Below are 18,184 nucleotides of genomic sequence, written 5' to 3'. Positions count from 1 at the left end.
TCGTCTCACTTCATCTGCTGCGCGACATCGATAAGCTGGCGCACCATCGCCGTCATCGCATCCTTGTCGGCGGCGTGTTTCAGCCGGTCCATATCGTCATAGGCCTCACCGGCGAACGCCAGCGTGAGCTGGTTCGGGATCACCATCGCGCGACACGCCGACAGCACCAGCCGCAAGGCCTGCAAACAGCGCGCACCGCCAAGCCGTCCATTCGAAGCCGCCGCAATCGCAAACGGCCGCTCGCGAAACACCTGGCCCTTGCTCTCATGCGTGTCTTCCACGCGCGAGATCCAGTCGATCGTATTCTTCACCAGCGGCGGCAGCGACGCGTTGTATTCAGGCGTCACGATCAGCACACCATGATGCGCCGATATCATACGCTTCAGATCGAGCGCATGTTTCGGTACGCCGGAATTGCTCTCGAGGTCGCCGTCATAGATCGGCAGCGGAAAGTCGCCGAGCGAAATCCTGGTGGCATCGACATCGGCGCGAACCAGCGCGTCAATGGCGACAGCTGCGAGTTTCGCATTCAGCGACCCTGTGCGCAGCGAGCCTGGAATAACGAGGATCTTGATCGCAGCCATGATTCCGATCGTCGGGGCGAAGCCACCGCGCGATCGCGGCCGGCACTAGCGTTTGCGATACACCCAGACGCGCGCCGGCGGAAGGTTCATCCAGATCCGCTCGGAGGCCTCTGTGGACACGCCGGGCAGCGATTTGGGGATCGGCGGCGCCACCGAATAGGTGAACTGCACGAAGGGCGCGTTCGGCGACATCGCCGCGAAGGCATCGCGGATCAGCTTGAGGCGCGTCAGCATCGGCTTGGTGACCAGCGGCAGGCCGGAGACGACGGCGGAGGCGGGCTCTTTCAGCACATCCCACAGGGTATCGCGCAATGTGTAGGCGTCGCCCTGAACGATCGTCGCCTGCGGGTAACGCTCGCGCAGCAGTGCGCAAAAGGTGGGATTGAATTCGACGAGCACCAGACGCTTCTGGTCCACCCCATGCGCGACGAGCGCAGAGGTGATCGCGCCGGTGCCGGGTCCAAGTTCGATGACGGGACCGGTCGCGTCATTGTCGACATATTGCGCCATCGTGCGGGCAAGAGCTTTGCCCGACGGCATCACGGCACCCATATGCAGCGGCTTATCGATCCATGAACGGAGGAAGCGAACCTCGTCGTCGAGACGGAGCGGCTTCTTCAACGTACGCGCGGACGAGTGCAGAGGCATGTCGCTTCCAGGCAGACCGCGGAACGTGCGGAACGTCAGAATTTCGTCATAAAGAGGTATAGGCAACAATAGAAACGGTCAAGCTTCCAACGTCAGGAGCCTGTCCGCGTTCCGAAGAAGTCCTTGACCTTAGTGAAGAAACCCGCGGCTTCAGGTTGCGTTGCACCCGAAGATAGTTTCTCGAATTCGGCCAGCAGCTCCTGCTGCTTTTTCGTCAGGTTCTGCGGCGTTTCCACGACGACCTGGACATACATGTCGCCGGTCTGGCGCGAGCGCAGCACCGGCATGCCTTTCGATGAAACGCGGAAGCGCCGCCCGGACTGGGTGCCCGAGGGAACCTTGACCTTGTTGCGCCCGCCTTCGATGGTCGGCACTTCGAATTCGCCGCCCAGCGCGGCGGTCACCATCGATATCGGCACGCGGCAATGCAGGTCCGCGCCATCGCGCTGGAAGAAGTCGTGCGAGGCCAGCGACAGGAAAATATAAAGATCGCCCGACGGGCCACCGCGCGCGCCGGCTTCGCCTTCATTGGCAAGACGAATGCGGGTGCCATCCTCGACGCCCGCCGGAATGTTGACCGAGAGCGTGCGCTCGCGCTCGACGCGGCCGGCGCCGGAGCAGCTCGGGCACGGATCCTCGATCATCTGACCGCGGCCCTGACAGCTCGGGCAGGTTCTTTCCAGCGTGAAGAAGCCCTGGGCCTGACGGACGCGGCCGGCACCGCCGCAGGTCGAACAGGCCTTCGGCTTGGTTCCCGCCTTGGCGCCGGTGCCGGAGCAGGCTTCGCAGGTCACCGCGACCGGAATCTCGATCTGTGCGGTCTTGCCGGAGTAAGCCTCCTCCAGCGTGATTTCCATGTTGTAGCGAAGATCTGCCCCGCGCTCGCGGCCGCCGCTGCGGCCACCGCCGCGCTGTCCGGCCATGCCGAACAGGTCTTCGAAAATGTCGGAGAAGGAGGAAGCGAAGCCGGATCCGAAACCCGGACCACCGCCGCCACCATTGCCCTGTTCGAAGGCCGCATGGCCATAACGGTCATAGGCCGCGCGCTTGTCGCCGTCCTTGAGGACGTCGTAGGCCTCGGCAATTTCCTTGAACTTCACTTCAGCGGCGGCATCGCCTGGATTCTTGTCGGGATGCCATTTCATCGCAAGCTTGCGAAACGACGTCTTCAGGGTCGCATCATTCGCGCCGCGCTCGACTTCCAACGTCTCGTAATAACATTGCTTGGTGGACATCAGTCAGATCCGCCCGAAATTGGTCCTCATCCCGAGGAGCATCCCAGAAGAACGCATCGATGAAGATGCTACTCCCGCACTAACAAAACTTGCCTAACAAGGCCCGCCTGACAAAAAACAACCCTCATCCTTCGAGACGCGCACCGCGCTACTCAGGATGAGGGTCATTGTTCCGCTCGCCTATCAGGCCGACTTCTTCGGCTTGTCGTCGTCGACTTCCGTGAATTCGGCGTCGACCACGTCATCCTTCTCGGCATCGCGCTTGGCGTCAGCCTCGGCCTGCTGGGTGTACATCGCTTCGCCGAGCTTCATCGAAGCTTGCGCCAGCGTGTTGGTCTTGGCCTTGATCGCCTCGGCATCATCACCCTTCAGAGCTTCCTTCAGATCGCTCATGGCATCCTCGATGGCGCGGCGCTCGGTCTCACCAACCTTGTCGCCATGCTCGCCGAGAGCCTTCTCGGTCGAATGCACAAGGGCATCGCCGTGGTTCTTGGCATCGACAGCCTCACGACGCTTTTTGTCCTCGGCAGCGTTCGCTTCGGCGTCCTTGACCATCTTCTGGATGTCGGACTCGGACAGACCGCCGGATGCCTGGATCCGGATCTGCTGTTCCTTGTTGGTCGCCTTGTCCTTCGCCGACACGTTGACGATGCCATTGGCGTCGATGTCGAAGGTCACCTCGACCTGCGGCATGCCGCGCGGAGCCGGCGGAATGCCCATCAGGTCGAACTGGCCGAGCGGCTTGTTGTCGGCCGCCATTTCGCGCTCACCCTGGAAGACCCGGATGGTAACGGCGTTCTGGTTGTCTTCGGCCGTCGAGAACACCTGGCTCTTCTTGGTCGGGATCGTCGTGTTGCGCTCGATGATCCGGGTGAACACGCCACCCAGCGTCTCGATGCCCAGCGACAGCGGGGTCACGTCGAGCAGCAGCACGTCCTTGACGTCGCCCTGCAGCACGCCGGCCTGAATGGCGGCGCCGATGGCCACGACTTCGTCCGGGTTGACGCCCTTGTGGGGCTCCTTGCCGAAGAACTGCTTCACGACTTCCTGGATCTTCGGCATGCGGATCATGCCGCCGACCAGAACCACTTCGCCGATTTCACCGGCGGTGAGGCCGGCATCCTTGAGCGCCTTGCGGCAAGGCTCGATGGTCTTCTGCACGAGATCGTCGACCAGCGCTTCGAACTTGGCGCGGGTCAGCTTCAGCGTCAGATGCTTCGGACCTGAGGCATCCGCCGTGATGAACGGCAGGTTGATTTCGGTCTGGGTCGTCGACGACAGCTCGATCTTCGCCTTTTCTGCAGCTTCCTTCAGACGCTGCAGGGCCAGCTTGTCGTTGCGCAGGTCGATGCCCTGCTCTTTCTTGAACTCGTCGGCGAGGTAGCCGACCAGACGCATGTCGAAGTCTTCACCGCCGAGAAACGTATCGCCGTTGGTGGACTTCACCTCGAACACGCCGTCGCCGATCTCAAGGATCGAAACGTCGAAGGTGCCGCCGCCGAGGTCGTACACCGCGATGGTGCCGGACTTCGACTTGTCGAGGCCGTAAGCGAGCGCAGCCGCCGTCGGCTCGTTGATGATGCGCAGCACTTCGAGGCCGGCGATCTTGCCGGCATCCTTGGTGGCCTGACGCTGGGCATCGTTGAAGTAGGCGGGCACGGTGATGACGGCCTGCTCGACCTTCTGGCCGAGATGAGCCTCCGCGGTCTCCTTCATCTTCTGCAGCGTGAAGGCGGAGATCTGCGAGGGCGAATAGGTTTTACCGTCGACTTCGACCCAGGCGTCGCCATTGCCACCCTTGGCAATCTTGTAGGGGACAAGTTTCTTGTCCTTCTCGACGGTCGGATCGTCATAGCGGCGGCCGATCAGGCGCTTCACCGCGAAAATGGTGCGCTCGGGATTGGTAACTGCCTGGCGCTTGGCCGGCTGGCCGACGAGGCGCTCGCCATCATCGGTAAAAGCCACGATGGACGGCGTGGTCCGCATGCCTTCTGCGTTCTCGATGACCTTCGGCGTTTTGCCATCCATGACGGCGACGCAGGAATTCGTCGTACCGAGGTCGATACCGATGACCTTTCCCATGCTCTCATATCCTTTTTCTGCGGCAGGTTGGCTGGGCCCTGACGGCACCCCGCTCCCAACCCCCAAACATCAACTATTCGCGATATTGCGACGGTAGGCCTCATATAGGAGGGGGGGTGGTGGCCGCAAGGCATCTGGCACACTCCAGACCCATGAAAACACGACCGGTGCGCGAAATTAATATTTGGTGAAACAGACCCTTGGCGGTTGTTTCGCCAATACGCGACGGATGGGCGCGGACGGCGCCGGGAACGGATTTATGGCTTGATCTGTTGGCGGAACAGGGCAACCGTGAACGCCCTTTCCGGCCGGTCGCGTGACGGCCAAGGCCGGAGCCCCGCACCATCGAACAGCCTCAATACAAACCCAGTAGATTTTTCATGAAACATGCTGCGCCCCTGTTCGCTTTGACCATGCTGACGGCCATTTCGGTCGCCCACCGCCCCGCTTTGGCGGCTGATCCCGTCTTCCCGCCGGGTGTCCGTGTGGGTCTGGCCCCGCTGGTTGGCCTCGCCCCGGCAAAGACCTTTGTCGGCTTCGAGACCTCCGATCAGGGCGTCAAGGTGCTCGTGACCGAGCTGCCAGCCGCCGCCTTCAACGAGGTTGAGACCGCGTTCAGGGCCAATCCGGCGGGTATGGCCGCGAAGCCCGAGAGCATCGAGACCACGGCCGGAAAGGCCTTCTACACGATCGAGAACGCCAAGGACGCCACCGGCAATGTCAGGCGCTATTCGATGATCGTCGGCGGCGGGACCTTCTCCGGCTATGTCGCCGTGCAAGTCCCGGAAAACGCCCAGAAAATCTATACCGACGACGCGGTGCGCCAGATGCTCTCATCCGCCGTGGTCCGCAAGGAAGTCCCGCTGGCCGAGCAGCTCGGCCTGATGCCGTTCAAGGTCGCCGAAATGAGCGACTTCAAAACTGTCCGTACGCTGGCGCCCGGCGCCGCTTTGTTGCTTGCCGACTCGACTGACGAGAACAGCATAGAAACGAGCCCTTTCATGGTGATCGGCAGCCTGGCCTCGGCGCCGGAAAAGGCCGAAGATCGCGGCCGCTTTGCTCAGCAGGCAGCAGGCACGATTCCCGGCCTGCGCGAAGGCCGCATCACCATGTCGGAGCCGCAACGGATCGACGGCACGGCAGGCTGGGAGACCCGTATCGACGCCGTCAGCGGCAAGAACAACACGCCGGTCAGCGTTGTGCAGTGGCTGCGCTTCGGCGGCGGCAAGGTCACCATGCGCATTATCGCAAGCGCCCCACGTGACGATTGGGCCAAGGCGTTTCCGCGCTTCCGCGCCGTGCGCGACGGTATCGAGCCGCGCTAACGCAGCGCGTAACACAACATCGGCTTCAGGGCTCACGGCTTCGCGTAAGAAACGTCACCTTGTTGATGGCGGCCACGACGTGAAAATCCTTTAACAGATCAGCGACGTCGGGATGCGCTTTTAGCCATTCCGAGCCGCTGCCGGTGAGATCATCCACCAGCACCAGGGTCGGTGGTCTTTTCTTGATATCCTCGATCAGCATCGTGCGCTCACGCGCGGCATAGGCCTCGAGCAGTCGATCTTGTGCAGGACTGACTCCGCCCCTGCTGCGCAGGACCGCGTGATAGGCGGCGACCCACAGGCCTTGCTGTCGCGAAACCCATGTGCCGCCGACCGCGCGCACAAGAGGATGCCCAATACCCGGCTCGGCGGAGATAGCAAGAATGACAGGACGCGGTCCCAGTTGCGCGATTTTCTCCTGCAGTGGGCGCGCATCAAAGGCGACGTCGAACCATAACATGGAACGCATGAACAGGAGCGCCAGCAGGACGACCGCGCCGACGCCGAACAGACGATCCGTCCTAGTGACCGACAGATAGGTCATACGCGCATAGCCAAAAGCAAGCAGTGCGAGCGCGATCATTGGGTATGAATGGTAAGGCCAGCCTTTGCCCTGCAAAACAAAACCAGCGGCAAAGCCGGCCGAGGTCACCAGTAGCAAAACGAACGGACCATCGACGCCGACGCGCCGTTTGAGCACCACAGCCGCGAGCAGCGCGGTGGCCCACAGTGCGACTGCCGGCTTTTCCAGCAGCATCATGACCGGCTGCTGCACCTGAAGATAGACATCGCGGACCATCGGCCCGATTACCGTTAGGAATTCCGGAAACAGCACAATGACGACGGCGGCGTAGAGCGCCAGCGCGACGGCGAGCGCCAGATATTCCGGCCGCAGCAGGACGCGCCACGATAACCGCGTGGAGACAGCCTCCGCGACCAGCGCGCCGAGCAGGGCGATCGCGAAATAGGGCTTGAACGACAGCGCAATCGCCGCGCCGATGCCGGCTGCGATGGCCGCGGGCCATAATGGTGCGCTGTGCTTTATGCGGCCCGCCAATACAGCCAGCATCGGCAGCATGGCGATCAGCGCAATATGTTCGCGCTGACCGAACGTCTGCGTCGGCAGCACGGCCAGCAGTGCAACTGCCAGCAGCGCCAGCGGCCAGCCTTGCGCGACACCGAGAACCGACGCGCGCGACAGAATGCGGGCGCAGAGCAGCAGCGACACGGCGACGCCGATGAAGACCAGCGCATCGGTCACGTGCTCCGCAGCCAGCCCGAGTGCGCGGGCGATGGCGATCCCCGGCAGATAGGCCAGGACGGCCATCGGCGGATTGGTCTCGATGATATCGATATAGAGGCGCTGACCGTCGAGTACGCGCTCGCCGACAGTCAGAAGCCAGCTTACATCCGTATTGGCCGCGAGAATGTGACGCAGCACAATCGCCACGATCAGCAGTGCGACGACGGCGAGCCACGGAAGGATACGGCTTCGCTGCAGCGTCCGCCCGGGCAGAACAGTATTTGCGGTTTCGCCCGGCGTGGTGGCGCGCATCACGGCATCCTCTTCAGGATGTCGATGCCGTCGATGGTCTGCACCAGGGCATAGGACTTCAGGAGCTGCGCCAGCTCCGGATCAGCTTGCGCCCAAGCGCTCCAGTCGGCTTCGCGATCGTCAATCAGCACCACATCCGGCGGCAGCTTGCGAATATCATCGACCAACCCATTTCGCTCAGCCGCCAGATACTCATCGAAACGTGCTGATGTTGCAGCGTCGATCGTCCGCTCCAGACGAGCGCGGCGGACGATCTCCCGGATCGACAGCGCCTCCTGACGTGACACCCAGACACCGCCAACATTGCGCACGAGCGGATGTGCAATCGTCGCCGCCCCACCCAACATGATGATCTTCGGACGCTGCAGTCCAAGCTTTACCACAGCATCTTGAAGTGCACGCACATCGACGCTGGCCTTGAACCAGAAGCAGGCACTCACGAGGAGCGCCACAGCGGCGACCGACGAACCGACCTGCAAGCGTGGCCCATGCTGTCGTGCGCGATCGATCGTTGCGACGGCATAACCAAACGCCATCAGCGCCAGCGCCACCATCGGATAGGCGTGATAGTTATAACCCCTGCTTTGAACGAAATAGGACATCGCAAAGCCAAGCGAGCTAGCCAGGAGCACGACAAGAGCCGGGTCTGCTGAACGCCGACTCTGTAACAGCAGTGTGGCGAATACGGCGACCAGCCATAACGTCGTCGCACCGCCCAGCGCGAGCGCCAGCCACGACGACGTCAGCAGCCGATACACGTCGCTGGCAACAGGATAGATCACGGTGAAATAGGCGGGGAAGGCCACGTAGACCCACAGTGCATAGGCCACCACCAGTGCGCTGGCGATCCAGTTCTCCGGCGCGAAAACAATCCTCCACTGCCGTGCATTGGTCGCCGCCGCGATAACGGCTGTACCGACGCCGAACGCGAAATACGGTTTGAAGCACATAGTGATAGCAGCACTGATGCCGGCGATGACGACCACGCCAGGCGGGATTATCTCGCCATCGGCGCGGCGGATCAGGACCGCCAGCGCGGGCAACAAAAACAGCAAGGCGAGATGTTCGCGCTGGCCGAAGTCGTACATTGGCAGGATGCCGAGCACCGCGATCGCACAAACCGCCAGCGGAGCAGCGGCGGCGCGCCCGGGGATGCGCGAGTTGCGCAGCAGCCGCCATGTCACTACCATCGACCCTGCGATGAGGCCGAATACCAGCACGAGCGTCATGAGCTCGGCGCGCAATCCCAGAAGCCGTCCCAGTACCACGGCGATAATATTGACCGCCCCGGCCATCGGGGGGTTAATCTCAAGAATATCGAGATAAAGACGCTGACCATCGAGCACGCGTTCGCAGACGATCAACAACCAGCTGACATCGACATTAAACGGCAGCACCGCGCGCAGCCCGACGGCCACCGCGCAGACGAGAGCGCCGGCGATCAGCCAGATGGCCGCAAGCCGCGTCCGAGGCGTGGTCGCGCCGCCGAGTTGCAAACCGGCATCGATCATCATGCACTTATTCTTTCGGCCAATACCATCGCTACGCTAGGAGAGCCGCGTTAAAAAGCCATTGCGCGGGTCTGCGAGACACCGCCGCACCATCCATATCGAGCCGCCTTTACGGAAGCGCCTGGACCTGATTTGCTGCAGAAATTCTGACAGGAGATGTTGCGATGTTCGATAGACGTCAGCTTCTTGTGGGACTTGGTGCGCTAACAGCGGCCGGCATGGCGCCTAAGGCGCTCGAAGCGGCAGGCAAGGTCAGCCTCGATCGCACATCCGTCCTGCTGGTGATCGACGTGCAGAATTGCTTCCTGCCCGGTGGCAGCCTTGCGGTAAAGGACGGCGACAAGGTCGTCCCGGTCATCAACGGCATCGCGAAGAAATTCGCCGATGTGGTGATGACACAGGACTGGCACACGCCGGGCCATATCTCCTTCGCATCCAGCCACAGCGGCAAGAAGCCGTTTGAGACCCTTGAGGTGAAATACGGCAAGCAGGTGCTGTGGCCGGATCACTGCGTGCAGGGCACTGAAGGGGCTGCGCTCTCGAAGGATCTCGCCATCCCGCATACCGAGCTGATCCTGCGCAAGGGCTTCAACAAGGACGTCGACAGCTATTCGGCCTTCACCGAGGCCGACGGGAAGACCACCACCGGTCTCGCCGCCTATCTGAAAGCCCGCAAATTGCAGCGCGTGTTCATCGCCGGCCTCGCCACCGACTTCTGTGTCGCGTGGTCCGCGCTCGATGCGCGAAAAGCAGGTTTCGATGTCTATGTAGTCGAAGATGCCTGCCGCGGCATCGACACGCAGGGCTCGCTGGCCAAGGCCTGGGCCGACATGAACAAAGCCGGCGTGAAACGGATTCAGTCAGGCGATCTGGCGGCTTAACTCTCGCTGTCATCGCCCGGCTTGACCGGGCGATCCAGCTCTTACTACGCAGCTTTACTCCGACGCTACAGGCGCCGCCTTGGCCCCACCCTTCGACACGCCGACCAGCGCCGGGCGCAGTACGCGTTCGCCGATGGTGTAGCCGGCCTGCACAACCTGAACGACGGTGCCCGCAGGCACGGAAGCATCGGGCACTTCGTACATCGCCTGCTGGAAATTCGGATCGAACTTCTCGCCCGACGGATCGAACTTCTTCACGCCGTTCTTTTCCAGCGTGTTGAGCAGCGAACGCTCAGTGAGCTCCACGCCTTCGAGTAGCGCCTTCAGGCCCGGATCGGCGGCGGCCTTGGTATCGGCAGGCACGGCATCGAGGGCGCGCTGCAGGCTGTCGGCGATATCGAGCACTTCGCGCGCGAAATTGGCGATCGCATAGGTGCGGCCGTCGGCGACTTCCTTCTGGGTCCGCTTGCGCAGATTTTCCATCTCCGCCAGCGTGCGCAGCATCTTATCGCGCGATTCCGCCGCTTCCTTGGTCAGGGCCTCGACTGAATTCGGTTCCGGATCGTCCGGCATGATGTAGGGCTTGGAGACCACCGGATCGGCGGCCTGCGCCGTCTTGTCCTGATTGTCGTTCTGCCCATTGGAATCAGTCATCACGCTGCCTTCTCAAAAACACGCCAAAATGGTGGGATTGCTGAGCGGGATATCGGGGTTTGAGCGCCGAAAATCAAGCGCAACCGGCCGGATTCGGCCGATCTGTCAGCCCCCGAGCATGCGGCTGACGATACGCGCCGCGTAATCTACCATCGGGATCACCCGCGCATAGTTCAGCCGGGTCGGCCCGATGACACCGAGAACGCCGACAATATGGCCGGCGCCATCGCTGTAGGGCGCAATGATCGTGGACGAGCCGGACAGCGAGAACAGCTTGTTTTCCGAGCCGATGAAGATGCGGACACCTTCGGCCGTCTCCGCCCGGCCGAGAAGGTCGATCACCTCGCGCTTGGCTTCGAGATCGTCGAACAGGAGGCGAACGCGTTCAAGATCCTCCAGCGCGTGGAGATCCTCGAGCAGATTGGCCTGGCCGCGCACGATCAGCTGCCGATCGTCCTTCTCGCCACCCGACCAGCTGGCAATGCCGGCGGCAATGACCTTCTGGGTCAGCTGATCGAGCTCGATCTGGTTCTGGGTCAGCGCCGTCTCCAGCTCCAGCCGGGCCTCAGCCAGCGTGCGGCCGCGAATCCGGGCATTGAGGAAGTTCGACGCCTCGTTCAGCGCCGACGACGGCACCCCCGGCGGCAGGGTCAGCACGCGGTTTTCGACCTGGCCATCCTCGGCGACCAGCACGACGAGCGCCTTTTCGGGCTCCAGACGGACGAATTCGATGTGTTTCAGCCGCACATTGGACTTGGCGGTCAGAACCACCGCCGCCGCGCGGGTCAGGCCGGACAACTGCGTCAGCGCCTCGCCGAGCGCCGCCTCCACCGTCTGCGAGCGCCCCACCGAGGACAATTGCTGCTGGATCGACTGCCGCTCCGGCTCGGTGAGGTCACCGACCTGCATCAAGGCATCGACGAAAAACCGCAGTCCGAGTTCGGTCGGAAGCCGTCCGGCAGAGGTGTGCGGCGCATAGATCAGGCCGAGCTGCTCCAGGTCCGACATCACGTTGCGGACCGACGCCGGCGACAGCGGAACCGTGATCAGGCGCGAAATATTGCGCGAACCGACGGGTTCGCCCGTGGCGAGATAGCTCTCGACGATCTGCCGGAAGATCTCACGCGATCGCTCATTGAGCTGGGCGAGCCCGGCATGCGGCGAAATCAGGCCGATCGGATCGTGGTGGGCCACAGGATACTCCTTGAGGACCTAATCTGTCGCTCCGGCGGGCCGGATACAAGCACCATTGCGGTTGTGGAACCTGCCCTGCCCTTGCCGCTGCGGTCCGTGGCCCCTAAAAGCACCGCGAACAGGCTTTCTCTGGACATTTGGAAGGATTTTCTCATGCGGCCAAGCCGTCGTGCGCCCGATGAACTGCGCGCCGTGTCGCTGGAACGCGGCGTGGTCAAATATGCCGAAGGTTCCTGCATGGTGAAATTCGGCGACACTCATGTGCTGGTGACCGCGACGCTGGAAGAGCGCCTGCCGCCATGGCTCAAGGGCCAGGGCCGCGGCTGGGTCACCGCCGAATACGGCATGCTGCCCCGCGCCACGCTGGAACGCACCCGCCGCGAAGCCGCATCCGGCAAGCAGGGCGGCCGCACCGTCGAGATCCAGCGCTTGATCGGCCGCTCGCTCCGCGCTGCCGTCGACCTCGAAGCGCTCGGCGAACGCCAGATCACCATCGACTGCGACGTCATCCAGGCCGACGGCGGCACCCGCACGGCGTCGATCACCGGCGCATGGGTTGCGCTGGCCGACTGCATCTCGTGGATGAAGAACCGCAACATGTTTAAGAATGGCGGCGGCAACGTGCTGCGCGACAATATCGCGGCAATTTCCTGCGGCATCTATCAGGGCACACCGGTGCTTGATCTGGACTACGCCGAGGATTCCGAGGCCGACACCGACGCCAATTTCGTGATGACCGGCGACGGGCGCATCATCGAGGTGCAGGGCACCGCCGAGAAGACGCCGTTCACGCAGGACGAGTTCCTGAAGCTGATGGCCCTGGCGCAAAAGGGCGTCGGACGCCTCGTCGAACTGCAGAAAATGGCCATCGCGTGATTCCGCAAGTCATCAAGCAGGCGTAGACTCGCATCATGCATCGTCGAATCACTGGGAAGCTCGTCATCGCCACCCACAATCCCGGCAAGCTTGCCGAGATGCGCGATCTCCTGGCGCCCTATGGCATCGAAGCAGTATCGGCCGGCGAACTCGACCTCGCCGAGCCCGACGAGACCGGCGACACCTTCAAGGCCAATGCCGCCATCAAGGCGATTGCCGCGGCCAATGTCGCGCAACTGCCGGCCTTCGCGGATGATTCAGGCCTCGTCGTCGATGCCCTCGACGGCGCACCCGGCATCTTCTCGGCGCGCTGGGCCGGCGAGTCCAAGGACTTCACCGGCGCGATGACGCGGATCGAACGCCTGTTGCAGGAGCGCGGCGCGACCTCGCCTGACAAGCGCACCGCGCATTTCGTCTCGGCACTCTGCGTGGCGTGGCCCGACGGTCATCTCGAGGAAGTCGAAGCGCACGCCCATGGCACGCTGGTCTGGCCACCACGCGGCACTGCCGGCTTCGGCTACGATCCGACATTCCTGCCCGATGGTCACACCCGCACCTATGGCGAAATGACCGCGGTCGAGAAGCACGGGTTGCCGCCACTCGGCGAAGGCCTGTCGCATCGCGCCAGGGCATTCGTGAAACTCGCGGAGATCTGCCTTGAATCCCGCTGACGCACAGCAGGACGCTTTCGGCGTCTATGTGCACTGGCCGTTCTGCCTGTCGAAGTGCCCGTATTGCGACTTCAACAGCCACGTCCGTCATCACGCCGTCGACGAAGTACGTTTCGCGCGGGCCTTCGCACGGGAGATCGAAACCACGGCTGCCCGCACGCCCGGCCGTACGGTGACGTCGATCTTTCTCGGCGGCGGTACGCCGTCGCTGATGCAGCCACAAACCGTCGGCGCTATTCTCGATTCGATCGGTAAATACTGGAACGTCGCCTCCGACGTCGAAGTATCACTCGAAGCTAACCCGACCTCCGTCGAAGCGACGCGCTTTCGCGGTTATCGCGAGGCCGGCGTCAACCGCGTGTCGCTCGGCGTACAGGCACTCGACGATGCGTCGCTGAAGTCGCTCGGACGTTTGCATACGGCGCGCGAGGCACTCGATGCCGTCGCCATCGCGCGCAGCGCGTTCGATCGATATTCGTTCGATCTGATCTATGCGCGCCCCGACCAGACCCCGCAGATGTGGACCGACGAACTCAAGCTCGCCATCTCGGAAGCCGCCGAACATCTGTCGCTGTATCAGCTGACCATCGAGGAAGGCACGCCGTTTTTTGGGCTGCACGCTGCCGGGAAACTCAAGACGCCGGACGAAGGCCTCGCGCGCACGCTTTATGACGTGACGCAGGAGGTTTGCGCACAGCAGGGCCTGCCATTTTACGAGATTTCCAACCACGCTCGCCCCGGTGCGGAGTGCAAGCACAACCTCGTCTACTGGCGCGGTCAGGAATATGCCGGCATCGGGCCTGGCGCCCATGGCCGCCTCGACATCGACGGTGTCAGACATGCCATTGCTACCGAGAAGCGTCCGGAAGCCTGGGTGATGCGTGTGGAAGACAACGGCCACGGCGTCACGTCGGATGAATTGCTCAACAGCGAGGAACGCGCCGACGAATATCTGCTGATGGGCCTGCGCCTCTCTGAGGGCATCGATCCTGCGCGCTATCAGATGCTGTCCGGCCGCGCGCTGGATGAAAAGCGCATCCAGATCCTGCGCGAAGAAGGCGCGATCGTCGTCGAAGCAAATGGCCGCCTGCGCGTGACGCAGGAGGGATTTCCCGTGCTCGATGCAGTCGTGGCAGATCTGGCGGCGTAGGCGCTAGGCCCCGAAACTCTTCGGCGAGCCCGCCACGGCCTGACCGCCACCCGACGCGACCTTCATCACGGCGAGGCCGCGATCGTTGCCGCCATCGCTGCGGAAACGAAACAGACCATCGATGCCGGCAAAGCCGGATGGATTGGTGAGCGTTTCAGGTGCGAAGCGCTGTCCGCCTTGGGTGCGCGCCAAAGCGGCGACCAGCGCGACCGCATCGTAAGCGAGCGTCGCGGTACGCACGGGATCGCCGCCATATTTCGCGCGATAACGGCCCGCAAAGGCACGAAACCCTGCAGGATCTGGCGCGGCATAGAGCCCGCCCTGCAAAGCCGCGCTGTTGAAGACGCGCGGGTTGTCCCACAGGCCCGTGCCGAGCAATTGCACATTGCGCAGATTGGCACCCGCCGCAGTCAAGGCATCAGCCGTTGCGACAACCGCGTCGCCATCGTCAGCAATGAACAACGCGTCGGCGCCGGTGAGCGATGCCGCGATGTTGCGTGCTGCGCTGGAGCGGTCCGCGCCATAGCGCTCAAAAGCGACGACGCGGCCACCCTTGCGCGCGACGGCTTGCTTGAAAGCGACTTCGACGACATTGCCATAGGCATTCTCTGGCAGCATCGCCGCAAAGGAACGTTTACCCATGCCCGCGGCATAATCGACGATGCGATTGACGTCGGACTCGGGAAGGAAACTGAGCAGATACACACCGCGGCCTGCGACGCTGGAATCAGTCGAGAACGCGATCACAGGCACGTTGCGCGCGCGCGTGAGCTGCGCGGTGGCTGGGACCGACAGGGCGAAGAGCGGCCCGAGAATGATTTCGGACCCTTCATCGAGCGCCTGCTGGGCGGCCTGCTGCGCGCCCTGCGCGCTACCATTGTCGTCCTTGATCAGGAGTTGAATGCTGGGATTCTGGAATTCGGTGAGTGCCATTTCGGCGGCGTTCTTCATCGACTGCGCGGCGACGCCGGCATTGCCCGAAGCCGACAGCGGCAGGATCAGTCCGACTTTCGTGCCCCCGGTGCCGATGGTTTGCGACTGCTGCGCCGGTCCGGCAGGCGGTCCCGATGGCGCCGTCGGTCCGGTGCCAAACGCATTGGTCAGCGTCGATTGCACACCCGCGCAGGCCCCGAGCAGCGGCGCGCCCAGCAGCAGGCCGACAGCCGTCCGCCGTGTTGCGCCCGACGTCGCGCCCTTGGTCCCGGATTTGGGGTCGAACGGATCCGCCATCACTTCTCTTCTTTCGGCCGTATCAGATCGGCCCGCCTCGTCACCCACTATATAGTGTGAGGCGCGGATTCAGACATATTGTCGGCGATAAGTTAACCAAAACAAAAGCTTTATGTCCGGCATACCCCGTCACCGCGGCTGGATTAGCACGACGGGAATGAACCACGGCCAAACGCCCAAAAAACGGCTGTCCCCCTTTGGCGCAATTCGCTCTACATTGTCGCCATGCGCGCAACACCCCTCTCCTCATCGCCTGCGGACGCCGCGGCGCCATCGGCCCGGACCTTCACGGTCTCCGGCCATCTGCTCATGGCACCGAAAGCTGTTCCGGGGCTGCATCTCGTAGCCACGCCGATCGGCAATCTTGGCGACATCACCCTGCGCGCGCTGGAGACCCTGGCGGGGGTCGATATTATCGCCTGCGAAGACACCCGCATCACCCGCCGCCTGACCGAGCGCTACGGGATCACCGGCACACTCAAGCAATATCATGAGCACAATGCCGAACAGGCACGGCCAAAAATTCTTGAAAAGCTGTCGCAGGGCGCGTCCATCGCGCTGGTGTCGGATGCCGGCACGCCACTGATTTCCGACCCCGGCTTCAAGCTGGTGCGGGAAGTGACCGCAGCAGGCTTCAATGTGATTTCGCTGCCGGGGCCATCCTCGGTGCTGGCGGCGCTGGCCGTCTCAGCCCTGCCGACGGATCGTTTCTTCTTCGAGGGCTTCCTGCCATCGCGGCAGATGGCACGGCGATCCCGCCTGACCGAGCTGGCTGCCATCGATGCCACGCTGGTGATGTTCGACTCCGGCAACCGCGTGCAGGACACGCTGGCCGATCTCGCAGACATCATGGGCAACCGCGATGCGGCGATCTGCCGTGAACTCACCAAGATGCATGAAGAGGTCAATCGCGGAGCGATTGCCGACCTGGCCAAGGGGGCCGATGGGCTGGAGACCCGCGGTGAATTCGTGCTCGTCATCGGGCCACCGGCTGCGGATGCGCAGGCCATGACCGAAGACGATCTCGACGCCCTGCTGCGCAGCTCGTTGCAGCGTGACAGCGTCAAGGATGCCGTGGCGCATGCGGTCGAACTGTCCGGCCGGCCGCGCCGCGCCGTCTATGCCCGCGCGCTGGAACTCGCCAAGGAGATTCACAGGGACTCAGGCGATGGCGAAGACTGACAAAGTCTCCGCCCCAAAGCCCGCAGCCAAGCCGGCTGCGCCGGAGCGCGTCGCCGCGTTCAACACCGGCCTCTCCGCCGAAAGCCGTGCCGCTGCTTTGCTGCTGGCCAAGGGCTACCGCATCCTCGCCCGCCGCTTTCGTACCCCCCATGGCGAGATCGACATCGTCGCCAAGAAACGCAGCCTGATCGCCTTTGTCGAGGTAAAGGCCCGCGCCAGCCTGGACGAAGCCGCCTATGCCGTGACGCCCCGCCAGCAGGCCCGGATCATGGATGCCGCCCAGGGCTGGCTGATGACGCATCCCGAACATGCGGAATTCGACCTGCGTTTCGACGTCGTGCTGATTGCGCCAAGACATTTGCCACGCCATCTGTTAGCGGCATTCGACGCCAGTACCTGAATTTTCGCTTTCCCGACCACAGTTCCGGACCCCAGCATGACCTTGAACGTCGCCGTCCAGATGGACCCCATTGCGCGCATCAATCACAAGGGCGATTCGACCTTCGCGATGTTGCTGGAAGCCCAGAAGCGTGGCCACAAACTGTCCTATTACACGCCGGACAAGCTCTCGCTGCGCGGCAATGACGTGGTGGCGCCCGTGCAATCGCTGTCGGTGCGCGATATCGAGGGCGATTATTTCACCCTCGGTGAACCCACCCGCACCAACATGGAATCCTTCGACGTGGTGCTGCTGCGCCAGGACCCGCCATTTGATCTCGCTTACATCACCTCGACGCATCTTCTGGAGCGCATCCATCCGAAGACGCTGGTGGTCAATGATCCGGCTTCCGTGCGCAACGCGCCGGAGAAGATTTTCGTGATGGGCTTCTCGGACCTGATGCCACCGACGCTGATCTCGCGCGACAAGGACGAGATCAATGCATTTCGTGCCGAGCATGGCGCGGTGGTGATGAAGCCGCTGCATGGCCATGGCGGCGCGGCCGTGTTTCGCGTGCTGCCGCAGGACATGAATTTCGGTTCGCTCTACGATCTGTTCTCCGTCACCTTCAAGGAGCAGTGGGTCATTCAGCGTTTCCTTCCCGAAGTGAAACATGGCGATAAGCGCATTATCCTGATCGACGGCGAATTCGCGGGTGCCGTGAATCGCGTGCCGGCTGAAGACGATTTGCGCTCCAACATGGTGCGTGGCGGCGCCGCCAAAGCCACCGAACTCTCGCCACGTGAGCGCGAAATCTGCGAACGCGTCGGACCGGCGCTGCGTGATCTCGGTCTGCTGTTCGTCGGCATCGACGTGATCGATGGCAATCTCACCGAGATCAACGTGACGTCGCCCACGGGCATTCGCGCTATCGCCAAGCTTGGCGGACCGGATGTCGCGGCGCGGGTCTGGGACGTGATCGAAGCGAAGCGGAAGTAACTCCGCTCACATCACTCGTTGCGCTGCG

The 18,184-nt window shown here is 62.9% G+C and carries 17 protein-coding genes; 8 read left to right on the top strand and 9 right to left on the bottom strand.

The genetic code is table 11. The features are described from left to right. Window positions 1-5: 5 nt before the first annotated feature. The 4 genes from AB8A50_RS21485 to dnaK form a co-directional block, all read right to left on the bottom strand. Window positions 6-584, bottom strand: a complete 579-nt coding sequence (locus AB8A50_RS21485) for an NADPH-dependent FMN reductase (RefSeq protein ID WP_093757831.1) — start codon at window positions 582-584, stop codon at window positions 6-8. A 45-nt stretch (window positions 585-629) separates the two neighbouring features. Continuing rightward, window positions 630-1,232: a class I SAM-dependent methyltransferase gene (locus AB8A50_RS21480; RefSeq protein ID WP_093757830.1), complete on the bottom strand. Its 603-nt coding sequence runs from the start codon at window positions 1,230-1,232 to the stop codon at window positions 630-632. Window positions 1,233-1,324: 92 nt separating this feature from the next. Next, window positions 1,325-2,467, bottom strand: a complete 1,143-nt coding sequence (gene dnaJ, locus AB8A50_RS21475) for a molecular chaperone DnaJ (RefSeq protein WP_092140889.1) — start codon at window positions 2,465-2,467, stop codon at window positions 1,325-1,327. A gap of 183 nt (window positions 2,468-2,650) precedes the next feature. Beyond that, window positions 2,651-4,549, bottom strand: coding sequence for a molecular chaperone DnaK (gene dnaK / locus AB8A50_RS21470; protein ID WP_068730261.1), 1,899 nt, complete (start codon window positions 4,547-4,549; stop codon window positions 2,651-2,653). A 380-nt stretch (window positions 4,550-4,929) separates the two neighbouring features. Here dnaK and AB8A50_RS21465 point away from each other — a divergent pair, with 380 nt between their 5' ends. Further along, a complete protein-coding gene (locus AB8A50_RS21465; protein ID WP_439078849.1) occupies window positions 4,930-5,874 on the top strand; it encodes a hypothetical protein in 945 nt (314 codons plus the stop codon). 25 nt (window positions 5,875-5,899) lie between these two features. Here the strand turns inward: AB8A50_RS21465 and AB8A50_RS21460 are convergent, their stop codons facing one another. Next, complete coding sequence (locus AB8A50_RS21460; protein WP_439078848.1) at window positions 5,900-7,429, bottom strand: hypothetical protein; 1,530 nt, start codon at window positions 7,427-7,429, stop codon at window positions 5,900-5,902. After that, a complete protein-coding gene (locus AB8A50_RS21455) occupies window positions 7,429-8,847 on the bottom strand; it encodes a hypothetical protein (RefSeq protein ID WP_439078847.1) in 1,419 nt (472 codons plus the stop codon). Before AB8A50_RS21455 ends, AB8A50_RS21460 begins: the two co-directional genes overlap by 1 nt. A 257-nt stretch (window positions 8,848-9,104) precedes the next feature. Here AB8A50_RS21455 and pncA point away from each other — a divergent pair, with 257 nt between their 5' ends. Next, entirely contained in the window at window positions 9,105-9,821 is a 717-nt protein-coding gene (gene pncA, locus AB8A50_RS21450) for a bifunctional nicotinamidase/pyrazinamidase (protein WP_093757826.1), read from the top strand. A gap of 54 nt (window positions 9,822-9,875) precedes the next feature. Here the strand turns inward: pncA and grpE are convergent, their stop codons facing one another. Both grpE and hrcA read right to left on the bottom strand, forming a co-directional pair. Continuing rightward, the gene (gene grpE, locus AB8A50_RS21445) at window positions 9,876-10,475 is read right to left on the bottom strand and encodes a nucleotide exchange factor GrpE (RefSeq protein ID WP_120287695.1); all 600 of its coding nucleotides are present in this window, start codon (window positions 10,473-10,475) and stop codon (window positions 9,876-9,878) included. 105 nt (window positions 10,476-10,580) lie between these two features. Continuing rightward, on the bottom strand, window positions 10,581-11,669 hold the full coding sequence (gene hrcA / locus AB8A50_RS21440) for a heat-inducible transcriptional repressor HrcA (RefSeq protein ID WP_068730256.1): 1,089 nt from the start codon (window positions 11,667-11,669) through the stop codon (window positions 10,581-10,583). 153 nt (window positions 11,670-11,822) lie between these two features. Here hrcA and rph point away from each other — a divergent pair, with 153 nt between their 5' ends. Genes rph through hemW form a run of 3 tightly spaced genes read left to right on the top strand, consistent with a single transcriptional unit; the run spans window position 11,823 to window position 14,366 of the window. Beyond that, complete coding sequence (gene rph, locus AB8A50_RS21435) at window positions 11,823-12,545, top strand: ribonuclease PH (protein WP_093757824.1); 723 nt, start codon at window positions 11,823-11,825, stop codon at window positions 12,543-12,545. A gap of 35 nt (window positions 12,546-12,580) precedes the next feature. Then, window positions 12,581-13,216 (top strand): RdgB/HAM1 family non-canonical purine NTP pyrophosphatase, encoded by a 636-nt coding sequence (rdgB, locus tag AB8A50_RS21430; RefSeq protein WP_439065440.1) that lies wholly within the window; start codon window positions 12,581-12,583, stop codon window positions 13,214-13,216. After that, window positions 13,203-14,366, top strand: coding sequence for a radical SAM family heme chaperone HemW (gene hemW / locus AB8A50_RS21425; RefSeq protein ID WP_439078846.1), 1,164 nt, complete (start codon window positions 13,203-13,205; stop codon window positions 14,364-14,366). Before rdgB ends, hemW begins: the two co-directional genes overlap by 14 nt. Window positions 14,367-14,369: 3 nt before the next feature. On the opposite strand, the gene AB8A50_RS21420 is transcribed toward hemW, so the two are convergent. Beyond that, window positions 14,370-15,596, bottom strand: a complete 1,227-nt coding sequence (locus AB8A50_RS21420; protein ID WP_439078845.1) for a penicillin-binding protein activator — start codon at window positions 15,594-15,596, stop codon at window positions 14,370-14,372. A gap of 225 nt (window positions 15,597-15,821) precedes the next feature. On the opposite strand from AB8A50_RS21420, the gene rsmI reads away from it, so the two are divergent. From rsmI to gshB, 3 genes are read left to right on the top strand one after another with little or no spacing between them, the layout of a single operon-like run. Beyond that, on the top strand, window positions 15,822-16,778 hold the full coding sequence (gene rsmI, locus AB8A50_RS21415; protein WP_439078844.1) for a 16S rRNA (cytidine(1402)-2'-O)-methyltransferase: 957 nt from the start codon (window positions 15,822-15,824) through the stop codon (window positions 16,776-16,778). Then, a complete protein-coding gene (locus AB8A50_RS21410) occupies window positions 16,765-17,178 on the top strand; it encodes a YraN family protein (RefSeq protein WP_439078843.1) in 414 nt (137 codons plus the stop codon). The genes rsmI and AB8A50_RS21410 overlap by 14 nt, the downstream gene beginning before the upstream one ends. Window positions 17,179-17,214: 36 nt before the next feature. Beyond that, window positions 17,215-18,156 (top strand): glutathione synthase, encoded by a 942-nt coding sequence (gene gshB, locus AB8A50_RS21405; protein WP_439078842.1) that lies wholly within the window; start codon window positions 17,215-17,217, stop codon window positions 18,154-18,156. The last annotated feature ends 28 nt before the right edge of the window (window positions 18,157-18,184 follow it).

This window comes from Tardiphaga sp. 841_E9_N1_2 (assembly GCF_051811065.1).
Taxonomy (GTDB): domain Bacteria; phylum Pseudomonadota; class Alphaproteobacteria; order Rhizobiales; family Xanthobacteraceae; genus Tardiphaga; species Tardiphaga robiniae.
The sequence above is the reverse complement of the archived record's forward strand: the minus strand, read 5'-3'. Positions and strand labels throughout refer to the sequence as shown.